The sequence below is a fragment of the Fictibacillus gelatini DSM 15865 genome (genome assembly GCF_000430745.1).
GTDB classification, from domain to species: domain Bacteria; phylum Bacillota; class Bacilli; order Bacillales; family Fictibacillaceae; genus Fictibacillus_A; species Fictibacillus_A gelatini.
This window is the reverse complement of the sequence record NZ_AUMP01000030.1, coordinates 1-20099: the sequence shown is the minus strand read 5'-3', so window position 1 is coordinate 20099 and position 20099 is coordinate 1. Positions and strand designations below refer to the sequence as shown.

The following is a 20099-nucleotide window of genomic DNA, read 5'->3' as shown; positions in this document are numbered from 1 at the left end:
TTGACAAAATGTGTATGGACTTTCTGTTTATAATGAAAACCATAAAAAAACTACGGGTGGTGTGAGAAATGTTTCAAAAAGTGGACAAGGACGTGGTGGAACCTTTAAGAAGCATGATCTGGTTGGAAAAAACGCAGAATCTCTCCGTGAACCTCACCAAACGCTTTTTAATAAAAGTAGAGCATCTTCTTACAAACTGGAGGCTCTTATTGTTTTGCATTGGCTTTTTGCTTGGACGAGCTATGATTCTCTCTGAAATTTCGCCGTTTGCCCTTCCCTTTATCGCATCGATTGCAGTATTGCGCAAAGAACGGGCAGGTGTTGCCGGTTTATCTCTTTTGATTGGTGCCGTCTCCAACTCCCCGATGAATGCTGTCTTTATTCTATCAGGTGTCATTATGTATGCAGTGTATCAAAAGGTTATTGATCTATTTACAGACAAGCGGACAAAATGGCTTCCTGTTGCCGTTTTTTTAGCCAGCTTTACAACAAGAATGGTGCTTACATATATTATGCAAGGGTTTCCGACAAAAGCTGATTGGGCGATTGGCGTTGTCGAAGGGGGCCTTGGCATGGTATTAACCTTAATTTTTCTGCAAAGCATCCCTCTATTAAACATTAAGCGCATCCCGCAACCATTACGAAATGAAGAAATTGTTTGTTTCATGATATTGCTTGCTTCCGTAATGACTGGAACGATTGGCTGGGAGATTCAAGGTTTTTCCGTTGAACATATTGCATCTCGTTATTTAGTTTTGCTTTTTGCCTTTGTTGGTGGAGCGGCAATCGGTTCGACTGTCGGCGTAGTTACAGGGTTGATCTTAAGCCTTGCCAATGTCTCAAGCCTTTATCAAATGAGCCTTCTTGCATTTTCAGGCCTTCTCGGCGGTTTATTAAAGGAAGGCAAAAAGGTCGGTGTCGGCATTGGTTTATTGATTGGAACGCTGCTCATCGGACTATATGGACAAGGAAATGAAGAAATTAAACAAACGTTAATGGAATCCGGAATCGCTATTCTTTTCTTTTTATTGACGCCGAAAGGGGCAATTGCGAAAATTTCCCGCTACGTTCCGGGGACCCGGGAATATTCGATGGAACAGCAGCAATACTTAAAGAAAATCCGTGACGTGACAGCTCATCGTGTAGAACAATTTTCGTCGCTTTTCCAAACGCTTTCGGACTCTTTTTCATCCGCCGGCATCAGTCAATTTGAGGATGAGAATGAACGTGAAGTCGATTTGTTTTTAAGCAATGTAACGGAAAAGACGTGCCAAACGTGCTTTAAAAAGGAACAGTGCTGGGCTGTCAACTTTTCTACAACATATGAATTAATGACGAAAATTATGAATGAACAAGAACTATCCGGCGAAATCCGTGATCGGAAATTAAAAAGAGAATGGGACAAATATTGCATTAAACCGCAAAAAGTGACGGATTTTATTGCCCAGGAATTAACGCAATATAAGGCCAATCAGAGACTGAAACAGCAATTAAAGGAAAGCCGGAAACTTGTCGCGAATCAGCTTTTCGGAGTTTCCCAGGTAATGGGGGATTTTGCAAAAGAAATTCAACGCGAACAAGAAAATCATCAAATACAGGAAGAACAAATTAAAGAAGCGTTATATTATGCAGGAGTTGAAATTGGTCATATCGATATTTACAGCCTGGAAGAGTCAAATATTGATATTGAAATGAGCCTTCCGTATTGTAATGGAAGCGGTGAGTGCGAGAAAATTATCGCTCCGCTCTTATCGGACATATTGGAAGAAACGATACTCGTTAAAAAAGAAGAGTGCGGCTATTACAGTAATGGGTTCTGTCACGTTTCGTTCGAATCCGCCAGAGAATTTGCCGTTGAAACAGGGCTTGCCAGTGCAGCAAAAGGCGGGGCTTGGCTTTCCGGGGATAGCCACTCCATGATCGAGCTTGGTTCGGGCAAGTTTGCGATCGCGATTTCTGACGGAATGGGCAACGGCGAGCGGGCTTATAAAGAAAGCAATGAAACCCTTCAGCTTTTGCAAAAAATATTGAAATCCGGCATTGATGAAGAAGTGGCCATTAAGTCGATTAATTCCATTTTATCACTACGTACGACAGATGAAATTTTTTCGACGCTTGACCTTGCCATGATGGATTTGCAGGATGCATCCGTTAAATTTTTAAAGATCGGCTCAACGCCGAGTTTTATTAAAAGAGGCGACCAGGTTATCATGATTGAAGCGAGCAATTTGCCGATGGGCATCATCGAAGATTTTGATGTGGAAGTGGTCGGCGCGCAGCTGAAAGCGGGCGACTTGCTCATTATGATGAGTGATGGCATCTATGAAGGGCCAAAGCATGTGGAGAACATCGATGCATGGTTGAAGCGGAAAATTCGTGAATTTAAGACCGATGACCCGCAAGAAATTGCCGACTTATTAATGGAGGAAGTCATTCGGTCAGGCAATCAAATCGAAGATGATATGACAGTTGTTGTGGCAAAAATAAAACGAAATACACCAAAATGGGCAACGATTCCATATTATCCGAAACTCAAAATTAAACGTGCCAATTAACCCGCTCCTTCTATTATTTTCAAAAATAGATTAAAAGCCTGTGCCCGGGTATAAATTCCTCCTTTCGTGCCAAGGATGGTAATAGTAGTTAAAGGACGAAAAGAAGAGAGGGATAAGGTGTGAAAAGAAAAGGTACACTGCGGCAAATTCTATTAATTACAGATGGTTGTTCGAACCAGGGAGAAGATCCTGTGGCGATGGCCGCCCTTGCCCGGGAACAGGGGATTACAGTGAACGTCATTGGCGTCCTTCATGAAGATACCCCCGAATACCAGGCTCGTGGACTAAGGGAAGTAGAAGAGATTGCATCGATGGGTGGCGGAATTAGCCAAATTGTATACACAAGGCAACTTTCGCAGACAGTTCAAATGGTAACGAAAAAAGCGATGACACAAACGATCCAGGGAATCGTCAACAGCGAATTACAGCAAATCCTCGGCAACGATTACCGGGTCGATGATCTGCCGCCGGAAAAAAGAGGGGAAGTCATTGAAGTCGTTGACGACCTCGGAGAAACGATGGATCTTGAAGTGATTATATTAATTGATGCTTCCGGGAGTATGGAAAATAAGCTGGCAACGGTACAAGAGTCGCTGATTGACTTATCCATTTCATTGAATTCAAGAATTGGAGATAACCAGTTTTCCATGTATGCATTTCCAGGTAAGAAAAAAGATGTTGAATTGTTGATGGATTGGAACGGCCGCCTTGATTCACTTACAACGATATTCAGCAAGCTATCATCTGGAGGGATTACGCCAACCGGCCCGGCGATTAAAGAAGCCATTCAAGCCTTTACGATAAGACGTTCAAAAAGGAGCTTGATCCGCGATGATGCATCATCAGATGAATTTCTCGAAGAGTCCGGTATGTAACTTAACGCCTGGAACGGTGATCGTCGGGAAATGGCACAAAAACCGGTACACTCTCATGCGGCGGCTCGGGTTTGGAGCAACGGGCGCCGTTTATCTTTCAAAAGACGCAAACGGCAATAAAGTAGCAGTGAAAATTGGACAAGACAATATGTCCATTACGTCTGAAGTGAATGTGCTAAAGACATTTTCAAGGGTCCAGGGAAACGTCCTTGGGCCCTCTTTAATCGATGTGGATGATTGGTATTACGAAAAGAAGCAATATCCGTTTTATGCGATGGAATACCTTGAGGGCGAAAATGTTTTATCCTTTATGAAAGGAAAACGAGAGGAATGGGTCGGCATTTTACTCGTTCAATTGTTAACAGACCTCGAGCGGCTTCATAAGGCAGGATGGGCATTTGGCGATTTAAAGCCAGACAATTTAATAGTAGTCGGTCCGCCTTATCGCATTCGCTTAATCGATGTCGGCGGCACGACACTTATTGGACGCTCCATCAAAGAATATACGGAGTTTTTTGATCGCGGCTATTGGGGATTAGGGTCAAGGAGAGCTGAACCTGAGTACGATCTATTTGCGGCGTGCATGATTATGTTAAATATGGCCTATCCGGCGAGATTTGAAAAAAAGGCGCAGCCTGAGAAACAGCTGGCAGCAGCCGTAAACAAAAGCCCACTTCTTAAGCGCTATCGCAAAATTGTCATCAACGGACTATTCGGTAAGTACAATAGTGCGGAAAAAATGCGCAACGATCTTGTTCATACCTTAAGTACGTATAAAAAACAGGCGCCAGTAGCTGACCAGGAGGCGATGTCAAGGAGTGTTCGCCGCAGCAATCAAAAGAAAAAGAAAACAAAAATTTTATTCGAAACCCTTCTTCTGGCGTCGTTTTTATTTATCGTATACATGTTTTATCTCGTTAGCCAGACAATGTGAGTGGGTTTTCTATGAAAAGGATGCATTATTTTAAAAAAATTATGGTATTATTTCTATGGAAATGCAAAGGATTTGTTTGATTTCACACAGAAGGGAGGTACTTAACGAATTGTGGCCAGCGGTCGATCAATTTGTAGAAAAGCATCGTTTACTGACAGAAGGGCAAACCGTCATTGTTGGTGTTTCCGGCGGTCCTGACTCGATGGCGCTTCTTCATTATTTATGGAAAAAGGAGCAAACAGGCTTCATTCGCGTGATCGCTGCCCATGTCGATCACATGCTGCGTGGAAAGCAATCGGAAGAAGATTTATTGTATGTCAGGGGTTTTTGCCGGAGCCGCGGCATTTTATTTGAAGGAGAGCAAGTGGATGTCGGGGCGTATAAACAAAAGAAGGGCTTAGGCACACAAGTGGCAGCTCGCGAAGTCCGGTACGCCTTTTTTGAAAAAATAATGAACAAATATAGCGCAGATAGCCTTTGTTTAGCCCATCATGGAGATGACCAGATTGAAACGATGCTCATGAGGATGACGAGGGGAGGGCTAATTTCTTCTATAGGAGGGATGCGGATCCGGCGGCCGTTTGCAGGCGGAGAAATTATCCGCCCGTTTCTTGGAATAATAAAGAATGAAATAGAGCATTATTGTAACGTAAATAACATTTTTCCACGACGGGATCCTACAAATGAAGGAGATGACTACACGAGAAATCGATTTCGCCATCATGTTCTTCCTTTCTTAAAACAAGAAAATCCAGCGGTTCATGAAAAATTTCAATATTTAAGTGAAACTATTCATGAGGATGAAACGTACTTAATAGAGCTGGCAAAAGAAAAGCTAAAGGATTGCATCATCGAGAAAAATAAGACGGTGGTCCGTCTTGCGATCTCTAAATTTCTGGCAATGCCAATTCCTTTACAAAAAAGAATGATTACACTAATATTAAACTATCTATATGAAGAAAAGCTTACATCTATTTCCTCTGTACATATCGAACATTTTTTAACTTTGCTCACAAGTGATCATCCATCTGGAACGCTTCATTTTCCAGAGGGGCTATTGGTCACACGTTCATATGAAAGTTGTACGCTATCGTTTGAACGGCCGATCAAGTGGGAAGGGTACGAATACCAATTAACCTTTCCTGCAAGGATTCGACTGCCCTTAGGAGAGTTGACCGCTGAATATAAAGAGGATGATGATCCGTGTGGATTTCGGGGAAAAGATGTTTTTGTATGTGCTGTAAATGATGTAAACTATCCAATTATCGTTCGCTCGCGGGCGCCCGGTGATCGTATTCATTTAAAGGGCATGAAGGGTTCCCGAAAAGTAAAAGATATATTTATTGACGAGAAAATAGAGAAACACTTACGCGATGTCTGGCCAATTGTAGAGGATGGAAATGGCAACATTTTATGGATTCCGGGCTTAAAACATGCGGAAATGAAAACGTCAATGAATGCCGACCGATGGATAGTTTTACGCTATAAAAATTTTTGCCAGGACGTCTAGGAGGCTGTACTACATGCATGATGACATTCAAAAAATTTTAATTAACAGGGAGGAACTTCAAGCAAAGGTTGAAGAACTTGGAAAACAATTGTCGAACGACTATAAAGACCGTTTTCCGCTTGTTGTTGGAGTATTAAAAGGTGCCCTGCCTTTTATGGCCGATTTAATTAAGAGCATGGACATCCATCTCGAAATTGATTTAATGGCCGTCTCCAGTTACGGTGCATCTACCGTCTCTTCCGGTGAAGTGAAAATTATTAAAGATTTGGACACGTCGCTTGAAGGGCGAGATGTAATCATTGTCGAAGATATAATAGACAGCGGGCTTACATTAAGTTATCTCGTGCAATTATTCCATCATCGTAATGCGAACTCTGTGAAGATTGTAACGCTGTTAGATAAGCCAACTGGACGTAAAATTGATATTAAACCTGATCTTTATGGGTTTGTCGTTCCGGATGAATTTGTTGTTGGCTATGGGTTGGATTACAGTGAGCGCTATCGTAATCTTCCATATATCGGGGTTTTAAAACGAGAAATCTATGAAGATAAGTAGACGCTTGATGAACCTCACATTGAGTAAAAAGACAATCTTTGAGGTAATCGTTTCATTGTCGTTGAGGAGGTAAGGAATGAATCGCATCTTCCGAAATACCATATTTTACTTATTGATCTTTTTAGTTGTTGTTGCGATCGTTAGCTTATTTAACGGTAAGAATAACGAAGTGCAAAAAATCTCATACAGCGAGCTTTTAAAAGACATCGATCAAGGAAAAGTCGAGAGCATTGAACTTCAGCCGAGCGGCGGAGTTTATTCGGCGAGGGGACAGCTGAAGTCTTACGAGCCTGGAAAAGTTTTTGAAACGAACGTTCCTTTATCACCTGAGGCTGCCAGGCATATTGAAGATCTGGCAAAAACGGCAAAAGTTGATTTTAAAGAACAGGAACAAACAAGCGGTTGGGTAACCTTTTTCACATCGATTATCCCGTTTGTCATTATCTTTATCTTATTTTTTGTCTTAATTAATCAAGCTCAGGGCGGCGGCAGCCGTGTGATGAACTTCGGAAAAAGCAAAGCAAGGCTTTATAATGACGAAAAGAAAAAAGTTACGTTTAGAGACGTCGCGGGTGCGGATGAGGAGAAGCAAGAGCTTGTTGAAGTCGTTGAGTTTCTGAAAGACCCGCGCAAGTTTGCCGCACTCGGTGCGCGCATTCCGAAAGGCGTACTTTTAGTCGGACCCCCGGGGACTGGTAAAACATTGCTTGCCCGAGCCGTCGCTGGTGAAGCGGGCGTTCCGTTTTTCTCCATTTCCGGTTCGGACTTTGTTGAAATGTTTGTCGGTGTCGGGGCTTCCCGTGTCCGTGATTTGTTCGAAAATGCAAAGAAAAACGCGCCTTGTATTATCTTTATCGATGAAATTGATGCAGTAGGGCGTCAGCGTGGCGCAGGACTTGGCGGTGGTCATGATGAACGTGAACAAACGCTCAACCAGTTGCTCGTTGAGATGGACGGTTTTGGCGCGAATGAAGGAATTATCATCATTGCCGCAACGAACCGGCCGGATATCCTTGACCCCGCACTTCTTCGCCCGGGTCGTTTTGACCGTCAGATTACGGTTAACCGGCCGGATGTTAAAGGTCGTGAAGAAGTACTGCACGTTCACGCCCGCAATAAGCCTTTAAGCAAAGAAGTTAACTTAAAAACGATTGCGATGCGTTCACCTGGCTTCTCAGGTGCCGATCTTGAAAACTTATTGAACGAAGCGGCGCTGGTCGCAGCACGTGCCAATAAGAAAGAAATTGACATGGAAGACATTGACGAAGCGATTGACCGTGTCATTGCCGGACCGGCTAAGAAGAGCCGCGTCATTTCCGAAAAAGAGAAAAATATTGTCGCGTATCATGAAGCAGGACATACCGTTATCGGTTTAGTGCTTGAAGGGGCGGATACGGTGCATAAAGTAACGGTCGTGCCGCGCGGGCAGGCCGGAGGCTATACCGTCATGCTTCCGAAAGAAGACCGCTATTTCATGACGAAGCCGGAACTGTTAGATAAAATCGTCGGTCTTTTAGGCGGACGTGTTGCAGAAGAAATTACGTTCCATGAAGTGAGCACTGGTGCTCATAACGACTTCCAGCGTGCGACAGGCATTGCCCGTCGAATGGTAACGGAATTCGGAATGAGCGAACGTCTTGGACCGATGCAGTTTGGTTCAAGCTCTGGCGGTCAGGTTTTCTTAGGCCGCGATTTCAACAATGAGCAAAACTACAGCGATGCCATCGCTCACGAAATTGATCTTGAAATTCAAGCGATCATTAAAGATTGTTACGAGCGTTGTAAAAAGATCTTGATCGAGCATAGAGATAAGCTTGAAATTATTGCTCAAACGTTGCTAAAAGTTGAAACGTTGGATGAAGAACAAATTAAAGAGCTTGTAACGACGGGAAAACTCCCTGAGAGAAAAGCATTCACCTCCGGAAGCGATGATGTGAAAATTAACATCCATAAAAAAGACGAAGAAGAAAATAAAGAGTAGGTATGAAATTGGATGTCCATCCTGGGGCATCCAATTTCTTTTTATGGTAAACTCAGGGGGAAAAGCAATTCTTAAAAGGCGAGGACGGGAAATTATGATTTTTGTTTTCGATGTAGGGAATACAAATATTGTTTTAGGCGTATATGAAAATAATGAATTGATCCATCATTGGAGAATTAGCACATCACGTGAGAAAACAGAAGACGAATATGGAATGCTTATTCTCGAACTATTCCGCCATGCTAAGATCGATCAAACGATGGTGGAAGGAATCGTTATTTCCTCTGTAGTTCCGCCAATAATGTTTGCTTTAGAACGGATGTGCAAAAAATATTTTTATAAAAAACCGCTCATTATCGGACCGGGTATTAAAACAGGATTAAACATTAAGTATGAAAATCCAAGAGAGGTCGGTGCAGACCGAATTGTGAACGCGGTGGCGGCCATTCATTATTACGGAAGTCCGTTAATTGTTGTTGATTTTGGAACGGCAACAACCTATTGCTACATCAATGAAAAAGGGCAATACATGGGTGGTGCGATTGCACCCGGAATTAATGTCGCGACAGAAGCGCTATTTACCCGCGCTGCAAAACTGCCGCGCGTTGAAATCGTAAAACCGGATAGCATTGTTGGCAAGAACACGGTCACTGCGATGCAGTCTGGGATTTTATATGGATATGTCGGACAAGTTGAGGGCATTGTTAATAGAATGAAGGCGCAGTCCAGGCTTGAGCCGAAAGTTATTGCAACAGGAGGCCTTGCCGGATTTATTGCCAGTGAATGCAACGTGATTGATCACGTCGATCCGTACTTAACCTTAAAGGGGCTTCAACTAATTTATTTGAAAAACAAAAACGAAGATAGATGAGAAGGTGGACATATGTCAGATTATTTAATAAAAGCGCTCGCTTTTGATGGACAAATACGTGCCTATGCGATAAAAACAACGGATATGGTAGGAGAAGCACAACAGCGCCATGACACCTGGAGAACAGCATCTGCTGCCCTTGGCCGGGCCATGACGGCGACTACGATGATGGGAGCTATGTTAAAAGGAGAGAATAATAAAGTAACGGTAAAAATCGAGGGCGGGGGACCGATCGGTGTCATCATCGTTGACTCGAATACGAAAGGGGAAACGAGAGGGTATGTGACAAACCCCCACGTCCATTTTGAACTGAATGATAAAGGAAAGCTCGATGTGGCAAGGGCAGTTGGACGAAATGGCTTTTTATCTGTTGTAAAAGATATTGGATTGCGCGAAAACTTTACCGGACAAGTTCCGATCATTTCCGGAGAGCTTGGCGAAGACTTTACATACTATTTTGCATCGAGTGAACAGGTTCCTTCTTCTGTTGCTTTAGGAGTACTTGTCAATACGGAGGACAACAGCATTTTAGCCGCCGGGGGCTTCATTATACAAGTAATGCCTAACGCAAATGATGCGACCATTGACTTATTGGAAGAAAAGATTAAAACGATCCCGCCTATTTCAAAATTAATTGAAAAAGGTTTATCGCCGGAAGAAATTTTATATGAACTGTTAGGGAAAGAAAATGTTAAGATTCTTGAAAAACTCCCGGTCAAATTTCAATGTACATGCTCAAAAGAGCGGTTTGGCAGAGCCATTATCAGTCTTGGAAAAGAAGAAATAAAAGCGATGATCGATGAGGACGGCCAGGCTGAAGCGCATTGTCAATTTTGTAACGAAACGTACCTTTTTTCACGTGATGAGCTGGAGGAATTGTATAAAGAAAGCAAAGGATAAATCGGAGTGGGGCAATTCCCCACTCTTTTTTGGCATTTCGGAATATAAGATCACTTCTAAGTCAAAGCATACGTGCAACGTTGGCTTTGACTTCGCTGACAGGTTTACTAAATCCAAGTTTTCTAAAAATAATAGAAAATAATTGACAACTAATTTCTGATCACATACAATAAAACCAATAAACATACTCGGAATTAGGAGTGATAATAATGGCAAGGGTTGCGAATTCCATTACAGAATTGATTGGGCAAACGCCAGTCGTCAAATTGAACCGTTTAACAGATGATTCACAAGCAGATGTTTATTTAAAATTAGAGTTTATGAATCCAGGAAGCAGTGTTAAAGACCGAATCGGGCTCGCGATGGTGGAAGCGGCTGAGAAAAACGGCCAATTAAAAGAAGGAGACACCATTATTGAACCAACAAGCGGAAATACCGGAATTGGGCTTGCGCTTGTTGCCGCTGCGAAAGGATATAAAGCGATATTTGTGATGCCAGATACAATGAGTATGGAGCGTCGAAATCTCCTGCGCGCATACGGGGCGGAACTTGTTCTTACACCGGGTGCGGAAGGAATGAAAGGGGCGATCGCAAAAGCAGAGGAGCTGGCTAAAGAGAACGGTTATTTCATGCCTCAGCAATTTAAAAATCAAGCCAATCCGGAAATTCATCGTTTAACAACAGGCCCTGAAATTGTTGAACAGTTTCCAGATGGCCTGGATGCTTTCGTTTCAGGGATCGGTACAGGCGGAACAATTTCCGGAGCCGGCCAGGTGCTAAAGGAAAAATACCCGAACATTAAAATTGTCGCAGTAGAACCTGCAGATTCACCTGTTTTATCCGGCGGAAAGCCCGGTCCTCATAAAATTCAAGGACTTGGTGCCGGTTTTGTACCAGATACATTAAATACCGAAATTTATGATGAAATCATTACGGTGAAAAATGAGGAAGCGTTTGAATGGGCAAGAAGAGCCGCTCGCGAAGAAGGGATTTTAGGAGGCATCTCTTCAGGGGCAGCCATTCGTGCCGCGTTAAAAGTAGCATCAGATCTTGGAAAAGGGAAAAAGGTTCTTGCTATTATTCCAAGTAATGGTGAACGCTATTTGAGCACTCCGCTTTACCAATTTGACGAAACTGTATAATAAATGGAAACAAAAAACGCCCTGAAAGGGGCTTTTTTTGTTGCTGTCATCATGTACAATAAGACCATAAGAGAAAGCAGGAGCGTGAAGCGAGTGTCACAAAAAGCAGCTAAAAAAAGAAAAGTGATATATGAACAAATCCCGATGAAGCCATTCGAATGGTTCGAACGGTATCATGCATTATCTGTAAATATGGATAACCACGTGCTTCTTGAAAGCGGACGTAGCGGAACATACAGCATCATCGGCCTGTCCCCGGTTGCGATAGTAAAAGGGAAAAATAACCGATTAACGATTGTCGAAAATGGAAAGCAATCCGTAAAAAACGGGCCCCTACTTCAAAATGTGAAAGAGTGGTTTTCCCACCATTTAAATGAGCCAATCGAGGGGCTTCCCGATTTTTACGGTGGTGCGATCGGCTATATTAGTTATGATGTCGTTCGTGAAATTGAGCGCCTGCCAGAGATGGCCATTGATGATCTCGATATGCCAGATATTTATTTACTCGTTTTTGACGATGTATTTGTCTATGATCATCAAAAAGAAGTCCTCTGGATTATTGTGAATGACACAGAGTCCGAAACGCTTGCACAAAAACGGCTAAAAGAACATGTTCAAAGCTGGACGGCTGCCATTACTGAAAAACCCGTAAAAAGGCATGTTCATAAGAAAATCGAACAAAAAGATTCTTTTTCATTTACAGAAGAACAGTTTATGAAAGCTGTCGATAAAGTAAAAGAGTATATTGCAGCAGGCGATGTCTTTCAAGTGAATCTGTCAGTGCGCCAGTCAAAGCCGCTTGAAACGCAAGCGATGGACATTTATGAACAGCTGCGGCTTATTAATCCTTCACCGTATATGAGTTATTTTCATACACCAGAGTTTCAATTAGTAAGCGGATCACCAGAACTTCTTGTGAAAAAGAAAGGCAGCGAAATCAGTACACGTCCTATTGCCGGAACCCGTTCACGCGGAAAAACGGAAATGGAAGATGACGAACTTGCCAAATCGCTTATCGAAAATGAAAAAGAACGGGCCGAACATGTCATGCTTGTTGATCTGGAGCGCAATGATCTTGGTAAAGTGAGTCAATACGGTTCGGTAGAAGTCAATGAGTTTATGGTTATTGAAAAGTACTCCCATGTGATGCATATTGTATCGAATGTGCGCGGGATGCTTCGCGAAGAATGTGATGCTTTTGATGTCATCGAAGCGGCGTTTCCGGGTGGTACGATTACAGGTGCCCCAAAGGTTCGAACAATGGAAATCATTGAAGAACTGGAACCGACGAGAAGAGGCATCTATACAGGCTCCATAGGCTGGATCGGGTATAATGGTGATTTAGAGCTGAACATTGCGATTCGAACGATGATCGTAAAAGATGGGCTGGCCCATGTTCAAGCAGGGGCGGGCATTGTCATTGATTCAGATCCAAAAGCCGAATACAAGGAATCGCTAAAAAAAGCTAAGGCCCTCTGGCGAGCAAAAGACCTTAGTGAAAATCAATTAATGGATCTTGGACAAAGGGAGCAAAACGGATGATTTTAATGATTGATAACTATGATTCATTTACGTTTAATCTTGTGCAATTTCTAGGTGAACTTGGCGAAGAATTAATGGTGAAAAGAAATGATGAAATTACGCTCGCTGAAATTCGCGCATTAAACCCTGACTTTTTAATGATATCACCAGGGCCATGCACGCCGAATGAAGCGGGTATTAGCATGGATGCGATTCGCGCATTTGCCGGGGAAATCCCGATTTTTGGCGTTTGTTTAGGCCATCAGTCTATTGCTCAAGTATTCGGGGGCGAAGTCGTTCGCGCTAAGCAGCTTATGCATGGAAAAACATCACCCGTTTTTCATGACGGAAAAACCATTTTCGAAGGAATTCCGCAGCCCTTTTCGGCAACAAGATACCATTCACTTATCGTCAAAAAAGAAACACTTCCAGATTGCCTGGAAATTACAGCCTGGACAAAAGAAGATGAGATTATGGCCATTCGGCATAAAGAACTTCCGGTTGAAGGTGTTCAATTTCACCCTGAATCGATTATGACTCTTGAAGGGAAAAGACTGTTGAAAAATTTTATTTCAACCTATAAAGGAAAATCATCTTTATGTATATCTATTTAAACGGTCAACTCGTTAAAGACAAGGATGCCGCGATTTCACCTTTTGATCATGGCTTTATGTACGGACTCGGTGTTTTTGAAACGTTCCGTGTCTACGATGGCCATCCGTTTTTATTGGCTAACCATGTTGAGCGGCTTCAAAGCGCGCTAAATGAATTAAATATTGACTATAGCCTGAGTCGCGAACAAGTCTGGGAAGAAGTGCAGTCTTTTTTAGAGAAAAACGAATGGTCGAACGCGTATATTCGATACAATGTGTCAGCAGGAGCCGGAGAACTCGGCTTGCAAACGGCCCCTTATTTTGCACCAACGATTATTATTTATGGGAAACCGCTGCCACAGGACGGGCCTTATGTCGAAAAAGAGCTTGTCATCTTAAAAACGAGAAGAAATACACCCGAGGGGTTTTCACGCTTAAAGTCTCACCATTATTTGAACAACATTATTGGAAAACGCGAGCTGAAAAATCCACTCGAACAAGAAGGCCTTTTTTTAACGAAGGACGGTTTTATAAGTGAAGGAACCGTCTCCAATATTTTTTGGATAAAAGAAGGGACTTTATATACACCTTCACTTCATACAGGCATTTTAAACGGCATCACCAGGCAGTTTGTCATGGTTCTTGCAGAACGCTTAGGAATGGTTGTCTGCGAGGGGATGTATATCTCTGAAGAGCTTTTAGAAGCGGAAGAGATTTTTTTAACGAATTCCATTCAGGAAATCATTCCTGTTTCATTATTGAATGGCCGAACGTTCCCTGGTCAATCTGGAAAGCACACTAAGAAGATTCAATCGTATTACAATTTTAATAAGCGCAAGCTATGGAGTATTAAGGATCTATTGATAGCAGGAGTTGAAAGCGAATGACACAATTGCAAGAGAAATCATCACAAACGATTCAATGCGGACCATACACTCTCGATTTTTCTAAAAAAACATTTGTAATGGGGATTCTGAATATTACTCCGGATTCGTTTTCAGATGGAGGACACTACACAAGTGTGGAAAAAGCTCTCTTGCATGCTAGGAAAATGGTGGAAGATGGAGCTGACATTATAGACATTGGTGGGGAATCAACAAGACCCGGTGCCGAAAAAGTAGGTCTTGAAGAAGAAATCGCCCGTGTGATTCCGGTTATTGAAGCATTGGCAAAAGAAATAAATGTACCTCTTTCGATTGATACGTATAAAGCGGAGGTAGCAGAAAAAGCGGTACATGCCGGCGCCCATATCATTAATGATGTATGGGGAGCAAAAGCCGATAAACGGATGGGAGAAGTTGCCGCTAAACTCGCAGTTCCCATTATATTAATGCACAATCGCGACAATATGGAGTATCAAGAGCTAATGGCTGACATCATATCCGACTTAGAAGAAAGCATTGAAATTGCAAAGAAAGCCGGTGTTCGTTCCGAAAAGATCATTTTGGATCCAGGGATTGGGTTTGCCAAAACATATGAAGATAACTTGGAAACGATGAAAAGACTGAATGAAATTGTCGATTTAGGTTATCCCGTTCTGTTAGGAACATCAAGGAAGTCGATGATCGGTCACGCTTTAAATTTACCGGTGGATGAACGAATGGAAGGAACAGGCGCGACGGTATGCCTTGGAATTGAACGAGGCTGCCATATCGTCCGGGTTCACGATGTGAAGGAAATGAGCCGGATGGCAAAAATGATGGATGCGATGCTAGGAAAAGGACGTGGGATCGATGGATAAAATTTATATGAACCGAATGGAGTTTTACGGTTATCACGGTGTTTTTCCAGAAGAAAATAAATTAGGCCAGCGTTTTTATGTTGACCTTATATTAGAAGCGGATCTTGAACCTGCGGGAAAATCAGATCGGCTGGAACAATCGGTGGACTATGGAGAAGTATATAAAACGGTAAAAGAAATTGTGGAAGGCGAACCGAAAAATTTAGTAGAGTCCGTTGTAGAGTCCATTGCTTCTACGCTCCTTTCCCGTTTTGAAAAAATTAAACAGTGCACGGTAAAAGTAATTAAGCCGGATCCTCCTATTCCCGGTCATTATGAGTCGGTAGCGGTTGAAATGACGAGGAGAAGATCATAATGGATAACACCGTCTACCTTTCTTTAGGTTCAAATTTAGGAGACCGCGAAGGCTATCTTAGACAAGCAATTGAGTTTTTGAATGACGACTCTAGTATTTCGGTGGAAAGTGTTTCCTCTATTTATGAAACTGATCCAGTCGGATACATCGACCAGCCTCCGTTTTTAAATATGGTAATTAAGCTTCAAACAAGCTATTCTGCCACCCGGCTACTTGCGCTTATCCAAACGATTGAACACCGTTTAAAACGGAAGCGGGAAATTCATTGGGGACCGAGAACAGTTGATCTTGACATTTTGTTGTATAATAGTGAAAGTATCACAACTAAAACTTTGCGCATTCCGCATCCAAGAATGACGGAAAGGGCATTTGTGATGATACCTCTTCGCGAAATTGCTCCGGATGTGACTCTCCCGGGTTGGCAGTTTTCGCTAGACCAAATCCTCAGCGAACTACAGGATAAAGAAGGTGTACGCATATGGAAGAGGAAAAATGGGGACGGCGTATTCGAGCTTTTCGAAAGCTGAAAGGATATACACAGGAAGAGCTTGCTAAAGATTTAGGGATTTCTGTTTCGGTACTTGGTGAAGTGGAACGGGGAAACCGAAAGCCGAAAGAAGAATTGATCAAAGAGATTGCAAGCATATTCCAGGTTTCTATAGAAGAATTAATGCCAGAGCAACACGGGAAAGAGGTGAAATTGCATGTTAAAAATTCGTGACATCGAATTGAAAAATCCCGTCGTATTAGCACCAATGGCTGGCGTTTGCAATCCGGCATTTCGCCTGATCGCCAAGGAGTTCGGAGCCGGGCTTGTCTGCGCTGAAATGGTGAGCGACAAAGGGATTCTTTATGAAAACGAAAAATCGTTAAAAATGCTTTACGTCGATGAGCGTGAAAAACCGTTAAGTTTACAAATTTTCGGAGGCGAACGGGAATCATTGGTGGCTGCAGCGAAATATGTAGACAAAAATACGAATGCGGACATTATTGATATTAATATGGGGTGCCCGGTTCCGAAAATTACAAAATGCGATGCGGGAGCAAGATGGCTGCTCAATCCCGATAAAATTTATGAAATGGTTTCGTCTGTCGTTGATGCCGTTGAAAAGCCAGTAACGGTAAAAATGCGTATTGGTTGGGACGAGGATCATATTTTTGCGATTGAAAATGCCCGTGCAGTAGAACGGGCGGGAGGATCGGCGATCGCTGTTCATGGTCGTACAAGGGTTCAGATGTATGAAGGAAAAGCAAACTGGGATATCATTAAAGAAGTAAAAGAAAACGTATCGATTCCGGTCATTGGTAATGGAGATATCTCTACTCCACAAGATGCAAAACGTGCATTAGATGAATACGGCGTTGACGGTGTCATGATTGGCCGCGCTGCTCTTGGGAACCCGTGGATGTTATACCAGACCGTAAAATATCTCGAGACGGGAGAAGTAACACCTGAGCCTACGGCACGGGAAAAAATTGATATATGCATGCTTCACATGGACCGTCTCATTGATTTAAAAGGAGAAAACGTTGCGGTTCGCGAAATGCGTAAACACGCCGCATGGTATTTAAAAGGACTGCCGAAAACGGCACAAGTTCGCAAAGATGTAAACAACCAAACGACTCGTGATGAGATGAGTAAACTACTTTATCGTTATGTTGACGAACTAGAGGCGAAGCAGCAAGAAGAGGCAGTATAACAACAAACAGCCAGAAACATTTCTGGCTGTTGTTGAATATAATAACATCTTGGTGATTTCATCATGCTTTTCATTTTTAAAATGGAGGGATTACAAATGGCGTTTTCACCGGTGATGCTGACAAATGAAGGAACGAGGAAACTCAAGCAGGAGCTGCAAGATTTATTAAGTGAACAACATTCACAGAAGTTAAAAGAAGAAGAGTCTAACTTCCTTTCCGAGAGAATCGAAGTAATAAAAGAAGTTTTAAACAATGCAATCATTCTTTCAGATGAAAAAGAAGCGGGGGATTCTGTAGAAATAGGAGGAACGATTACGGTTTTAGACTTAGAATATATGGATGAGTATACATATACGATCGTTCACCCTCTAGAAGCGGATCCGCTAAAACATAAGATTGCTCTTGATTCTCCAATAGCAAAGGCTATACTCGGGAAAAGATTATTTGAAAAAGTTGACATCCCCTTACCAGGGGGTGTACTCTCATACAAAATTGTTGATATACAAAACTGCAAAAAGTAGGAGTGGGTTAAATGAGCCAGGAATTGGAATTAAATGATCTACTGCGGGTTCGCAGAGAAAAAATGAACGCCATTCGTGAAAAAGGGATGGATCCGTTTGGTACAAAATTTGTGCGTTCCCATTCAGCAAAAGAAATTGTTGAACAATATGGGGATATGACAAAAGAAGACCTTGCTGAACGCAACATTAGTGTTACGATAGCCGGCCGGATTATGACTAAACGTGGCAAAGGTAAAGCGGGATTTGCACATATTCAAGATCTTACTGGACAAATCCAAATTTATGTCAGAATGGATGCGGTTGGAGAAGAGCAATATGAATTGTTTGATTCGATCGATATTGGAGACATTGTTGGTGTAACGGGAGTTGTTTTTAAAACAAAAGTAGGGGAACTGTCTGTAAAAGCAAGCGATTTTCAGCTGTTAACGAAATCGTTGCGCCCCCTTCCTGATAAATTCCATGGTCTTAAAGATGTAGAACAACGTTACCGCCAGCGCTATGTCGATCTCATTATGAATCCTGAAGTAAAGGATACGTTTATTAGCCGAAGTAAGATTATTCGCGCGATGAGACGGTATTTAGATGATCAAGGCTATTTGGAAGTAGAAACGCCGACGATGCATTCAATTCCTGGCGGAGCGGCGGCACGTCCGTTTATTACCCATCATAATGCGCTTGATATGGACCTTTACATGAGGATCGCCATCGAGCTTCATCTAAAGCGTTTGATTGTTGGCGGATTAGAAAAAGTATATGAAATTGGCCGTGTCTTCCGGAATGAAGGGGTTTCCACACGCCATAACCCGGAATTTACAATGATGGAGCTTTATGAGGCATATGCTGATTTTCACGATATTATGGAACTGACAGAAAATATGATTGCTCATATTGCAAAAGAAGTATATGGATCAACGACTGTTCAATACGGAGAGTATGAAGTCAATCTTGAGCCGAAGTGGAAAAGAGTGCACATGGTTGATGCTGTTAAAGAAGCGACGGGAGTAGACTTCTGGGCACAAATGAGCGATGAAGAAGCCCGGTCTTTAGCGAAGAAACATAATGTGCCTGTAACAGAAAGTATGACATATGGCCATATTGTCAATGAGTTCTTTGAACATTTTGTTGAAGAAACGCTTATCCAACCTACCTTTGTATATGGACATCCAGTGGAAATTTCGCCGCTTGCGAAAAAGAACCCGGATGACCCACGCTTCACGGATCGTTTCGAATTATTTATCGTTGGCCGTGAACATGCAAATGCATTCTCCGAACTTAATGACCCAATCGATCAAAGAGAACGCTTTGAAGAACAGCTAAAAGAACGCGCTCAAGGAAATGATGAAGCCCATTTAATGGATGAAGACTTTGTAGAAGCTTTAGAATATGGAATGCCACCTACTGGAGGACTTGGCATTGGTATTGATCGTCTTGTCATGCTTCTTACGAATTCTCCATCGATCCGTGATGTACTGTTATTCCCGCAAATGCGCCATGCTGATAAGTAATCATCGCAAAACCCATACGTCTCGTATGGGTTTTCAGAGTGTGGGGAAACCTAAGTTTTCGCCACACTTTTTTATTTAGAAGAAATTAATCGACTTCTCACTCCTATTCATTCAGCCGATTTTAAAGATCATTCAACGTAATTTGATCATAATTCAACGAAAACAACCCATAATTCAACGGAAATTGATCATAATTCAACCAATTTTAGAATTAATTCAACCGATTTAAGGCATAATTCAACGAATGAAGAAATCAAGTCTATCTGTCTGCTTTTGTCCATTTGAAAGGCTGTCGATTTCTTTCTCGACAGCCTGAAAACCCATACGTCTCGTATGGGTTTTCTTACCCAAAATGAAGAATAAAGTTTTTCTAAAAAAAGTATTGCACACGTTTTTAAAAGGTGGTATATTATTTCTTGTCGCCGGAAATACTACTTAATCGCAAGAACAAATAAGTTTTTTTAAAAAGTAGTTGACAAGAAAAGCGGCAACGTGGTAAGATGATAAAGTCGCCAAAACGAGCGACGGAACAAAAAACATCTTTAAATGTTCTTTGAAAACTAAACAAAAGCCAGGTAAGTCAGGGATAAACCATCCCGCAATTCTTATTTGAAATGATTGAGCAAGACAAACTTTATTGGAGAGTTTGATCCTGGCTCAGGACGAACGCTGGCGGCGTGCCTAATACATGCAAGTCGAGCGGACGGAAGGAGAGCTTGCTCTCTGGAAGTTAGCGGCGGACGGGTGAGTAACACGTGGGCAACCTGCCTCATAGATGGGGATAACACCGAGAAATCGGTGCTAATACCGAATAATAGAGCGGAGCGCATGCTCCGCG

At 42.4% G+C, this 20099-nt stretch carries 19 protein-coding genes and 1 rRNA gene; all 20 read left to right on the top strand.

Going from position 1 to position 20099, the window contains the following annotated elements:
* Nucleotides 1-68: 68 nt before the first annotated feature.
* Nucleotides 69-2555 (top strand): stage II sporulation protein E, encoded by a 2487-nt coding sequence (gene spoIIE / locus H538_RS0113690; RefSeq protein WP_026678098.1) that lies wholly within the window; start codon nucleotides 69-71, stop codon nucleotides 2553-2555.
* Between the two features lie 119 nt (nucleotides 2556-2674).
* Nucleotides 2675-3430, top strand: a complete 756-nt coding sequence (locus H538_RS0113685) for a VWA domain-containing protein (RefSeq protein WP_026678097.1) — start codon at nucleotides 2675-2677, stop codon at nucleotides 3428-3430.
* Nucleotides 3387-4364 carry a protein kinase domain-containing protein gene (locus tag H538_RS0113680; protein WP_081412664.1) on the top strand — a complete coding sequence of 326 codons (978 nt, stop codon included), beginning with the start codon at nucleotides 3387-3389 and terminating at the stop codon, nucleotides 4362-4364. Before H538_RS0113685 ends, H538_RS0113680 begins: the two co-directional genes overlap by 44 nt.
* 109 nt (nucleotides 4365-4473) lie before the next feature.
* Nucleotides 4474-5874 carry a tRNA lysidine(34) synthetase TilS gene (gene tilS, locus H538_RS0113675; RefSeq protein WP_026678095.1) on the top strand — a complete coding sequence of 467 codons (1401 nt, stop codon included), beginning with the start codon at nucleotides 4474-4476 and terminating at the stop codon, nucleotides 5872-5874.
* Between the two features lie 13 nt (nucleotides 5875-5887).
* Nucleotides 5888-6430: a hypoxanthine phosphoribosyltransferase gene (gene hpt, locus H538_RS0113670; RefSeq protein WP_026678094.1), complete on the top strand. Its 543-nt coding sequence runs from the start codon at nucleotides 5888-5890 to the stop codon at nucleotides 6428-6430.
* A 76-nt stretch (nucleotides 6431-6506) separates the two neighbouring features.
* Nucleotides 6507-8411, top strand: coding sequence for an ATP-dependent zinc metalloprotease FtsH (ftsH, locus tag H538_RS0113665; RefSeq protein WP_026678093.1), 1905 nt, complete (start codon nucleotides 6507-6509; stop codon nucleotides 8409-8411).
* Between the two features lie 94 nt (nucleotides 8412-8505).
* On the top strand, nucleotides 8506-9282 hold the full coding sequence (locus H538_RS0113660; protein WP_026678092.1) for a type III pantothenate kinase: 777 nt from the start codon (nucleotides 8506-8508) through the stop codon (nucleotides 9280-9282).
* A gap of 12 nt (nucleotides 9283-9294) precedes the next feature.
* Nucleotides 9295-10182 carry an Hsp33 family molecular chaperone HslO gene (gene hslO / locus H538_RS0113655; protein WP_026678091.1) on the top strand — a complete coding sequence of 296 codons (888 nt, stop codon included), beginning with the start codon at nucleotides 9295-9297 and terminating at the stop codon, nucleotides 10180-10182.
* Between the two features lie 209 nt (nucleotides 10183-10391).
* Nucleotides 10392-11324 (top strand): cysteine synthase A, encoded by a 933-nt coding sequence (gene cysK, locus H538_RS0113650; RefSeq protein ID WP_026678090.1) that lies wholly within the window; start codon nucleotides 10392-10394, stop codon nucleotides 11322-11324.
* Between the two features lie 144 nt (nucleotides 11325-11468).
* The gene (gene trpE, locus H538_RS0113645) at nucleotides 11469-12866 is read left to right on the top strand and encodes an anthranilate synthase component I (RefSeq protein WP_245595240.1); all 1398 of its coding nucleotides are present in this window, start codon (nucleotides 11469-11471) and stop codon (nucleotides 12864-12866) included.
* Complete coding sequence (gene pabA / locus H538_RS0113640; RefSeq protein WP_026678088.1) at nucleotides 12863-13459, top strand: aminodeoxychorismate/anthranilate synthase component II; 597 nt, start codon at nucleotides 12863-12865, stop codon at nucleotides 13457-13459. Before trpE ends, pabA begins: the two co-directional genes overlap by 4 nt.
* Nucleotides 13444-14325, top strand: coding sequence for an aminodeoxychorismate lyase (gene pabC / locus H538_RS0113635; protein WP_026678087.1), 882 nt, complete (start codon nucleotides 13444-13446; stop codon nucleotides 14323-14325). Before pabA ends, pabC begins: the two co-directional genes overlap by 16 nt.
* Entirely contained in the window at nucleotides 14322-15179 is an 858-nt protein-coding gene (folP, locus tag H538_RS0113630; RefSeq protein WP_026678086.1) for a dihydropteroate synthase, read from the top strand. Before pabC ends, folP begins: the two co-directional genes overlap by 4 nt.
* The gene (gene folB, locus H538_RS0113625; protein WP_026678085.1) at nucleotides 15172-15534 is read left to right on the top strand and encodes a dihydroneopterin aldolase; all 363 of its coding nucleotides are present in this window, start codon (nucleotides 15172-15174) and stop codon (nucleotides 15532-15534) included. The genes folP and folB overlap by 8 nt, the downstream gene beginning before the upstream one ends.
* Complete coding sequence (gene folK, locus H538_RS0113620; RefSeq protein WP_026678084.1) at nucleotides 15534-16061, top strand: 2-amino-4-hydroxy-6-hydroxymethyldihydropteridine diphosphokinase; 528 nt, start codon at nucleotides 15534-15536, stop codon at nucleotides 16059-16061. The genes folB and folK overlap by 1 nt, the downstream gene beginning before the upstream one ends.
* Entirely contained in the window at nucleotides 16013-16255 is a 243-nt protein-coding gene (locus H538_RS0113615; RefSeq protein WP_026678083.1) for a helix-turn-helix domain-containing protein, read from the top strand. The genes folK and H538_RS0113615 overlap by 49 nt, the downstream gene beginning before the upstream one ends.
* Complete coding sequence (dusB, locus tag H538_RS0113610; RefSeq protein ID WP_026678082.1) at nucleotides 16239-17234, top strand: tRNA dihydrouridine synthase DusB; 996 nt, start codon at nucleotides 16239-16241, stop codon at nucleotides 17232-17234. Before H538_RS0113615 ends, dusB begins: the two co-directional genes overlap by 17 nt.
* Before the next feature lie 96 nt (nucleotides 17235-17330).
* The gene (locus H538_RS0113605; RefSeq protein WP_026678081.1) at nucleotides 17331-17756 is read left to right on the top strand and encodes a GreA/GreB family elongation factor; all 426 of its coding nucleotides are present in this window, start codon (nucleotides 17331-17333) and stop codon (nucleotides 17754-17756) included.
* 11 nt (nucleotides 17757-17767) lie between these two features.
* A complete protein-coding gene (gene lysS / locus H538_RS0113600; RefSeq protein WP_026678080.1) occupies nucleotides 17768-19261 on the top strand; it encodes a lysine--tRNA ligase in 1494 nt (497 codons plus the stop codon).
* 634 nt (nucleotides 19262-19895) lie between these two features.
* Nucleotides 19896-20099 (top strand): 16S ribosomal RNA (locus H538_RS0113595); the annotation flags it as partial.

What these genes read in the sequence shown, in the direction of transcription:
- pabA (WP_026678088.1), top strand. Translation starts at nt 12,863, where the DNA reads ATGATTTTAATGATTGATAACTATGATTCATTTACGTTTAATCTTGTG.
- H538_RS0113605 (WP_026678081.1), top strand. Translation starts at nt 17,331, where the DNA reads ATGGCGTTTTCACCGGTGATGCTGACAAATGAAGGAACGAGGAAACTC.
- lysS (WP_026678080.1), top strand. Translation starts at nt 17,768, where the DNA reads ATGAGCCAGGAATTGGAATTAAATGATCTACTGCGGGTTCGCAGAGAA.
- folK (WP_026678084.1), top strand. Translation starts at nt 15,534, where the DNA reads ATGGATAACACCGTCTACCTTTCTTTAGGTTCAAATTTAGGAGACCGC.
- spoIIE (WP_026678098.1), top strand. Translation starts at nt 69, where the DNA reads ATGTTTCAAAAAGTGGACAAGGACGTGGTGGAACCTTTAAGAAGCATG.
- folP (WP_026678086.1), top strand. Translation starts at nt 14,322, where the DNA reads ATGACACAATTGCAAGAGAAATCATCACAAACGATTCAATGCGGACCA.
- H538_RS0113615 (WP_026678083.1), top strand. Translation starts at nt 16,013, where the DNA reads ATGGAAGAGGAAAAATGGGGACGGCGTATTCGAGCTTTTCGAAAGCTG.
- H538_RS0113680 (WP_081412664.1), top strand. Translation starts at nt 3,387, where the DNA reads ATGATGCATCATCAGATGAATTTCTCGAAGAGTCCGGTATGTAACTTA.
- hslO (WP_026678091.1), top strand. Translation starts at nt 9,295, where the DNA reads ATGTCAGATTATTTAATAAAAGCGCTCGCTTTTGATGGACAAATACGT.
- pabC (WP_026678087.1), top strand. Translation starts at nt 13,444, where the DNA reads ATGTATATCTATTTAAACGGTCAACTCGTTAAAGACAAGGATGCCGCG.
- dusB (WP_026678082.1), top strand. Translation starts at nt 16,239, where the DNA reads ATGTTAAAAATTCGTGACATCGAATTGAAAAATCCCGTCGTATTAGCA.
- ftsH (WP_026678093.1), top strand. Translation starts at nt 6,507, where the DNA reads ATGAATCGCATCTTCCGAAATACCATATTTTACTTATTGATCTTTTTA.
- trpE (WP_245595240.1), top strand. Translation starts at nt 11,469, where the DNA reads ATGAAGCCATTCGAATGGTTCGAACGGTATCATGCATTATCTGTAAAT.
- folB (WP_026678085.1), top strand. Translation starts at nt 15,172, where the DNA reads ATGGATAAAATTTATATGAACCGAATGGAGTTTTACGGTTATCACGGT.
- hpt (WP_026678094.1), top strand. Translation starts at nt 5,888, where the DNA reads ATGCATGATGACATTCAAAAAATTTTAATTAACAGGGAGGAACTTCAA.
- cysK (WP_026678090.1), top strand. Translation starts at nt 10,392, where the DNA reads ATGGCAAGGGTTGCGAATTCCATTACAGAATTGATTGGGCAAACGCCA.
- H538_RS0113660 (WP_026678092.1), top strand. Translation starts at nt 8,506, where the DNA reads ATGATTTTTGTTTTCGATGTAGGGAATACAAATATTGTTTTAGGCGTA.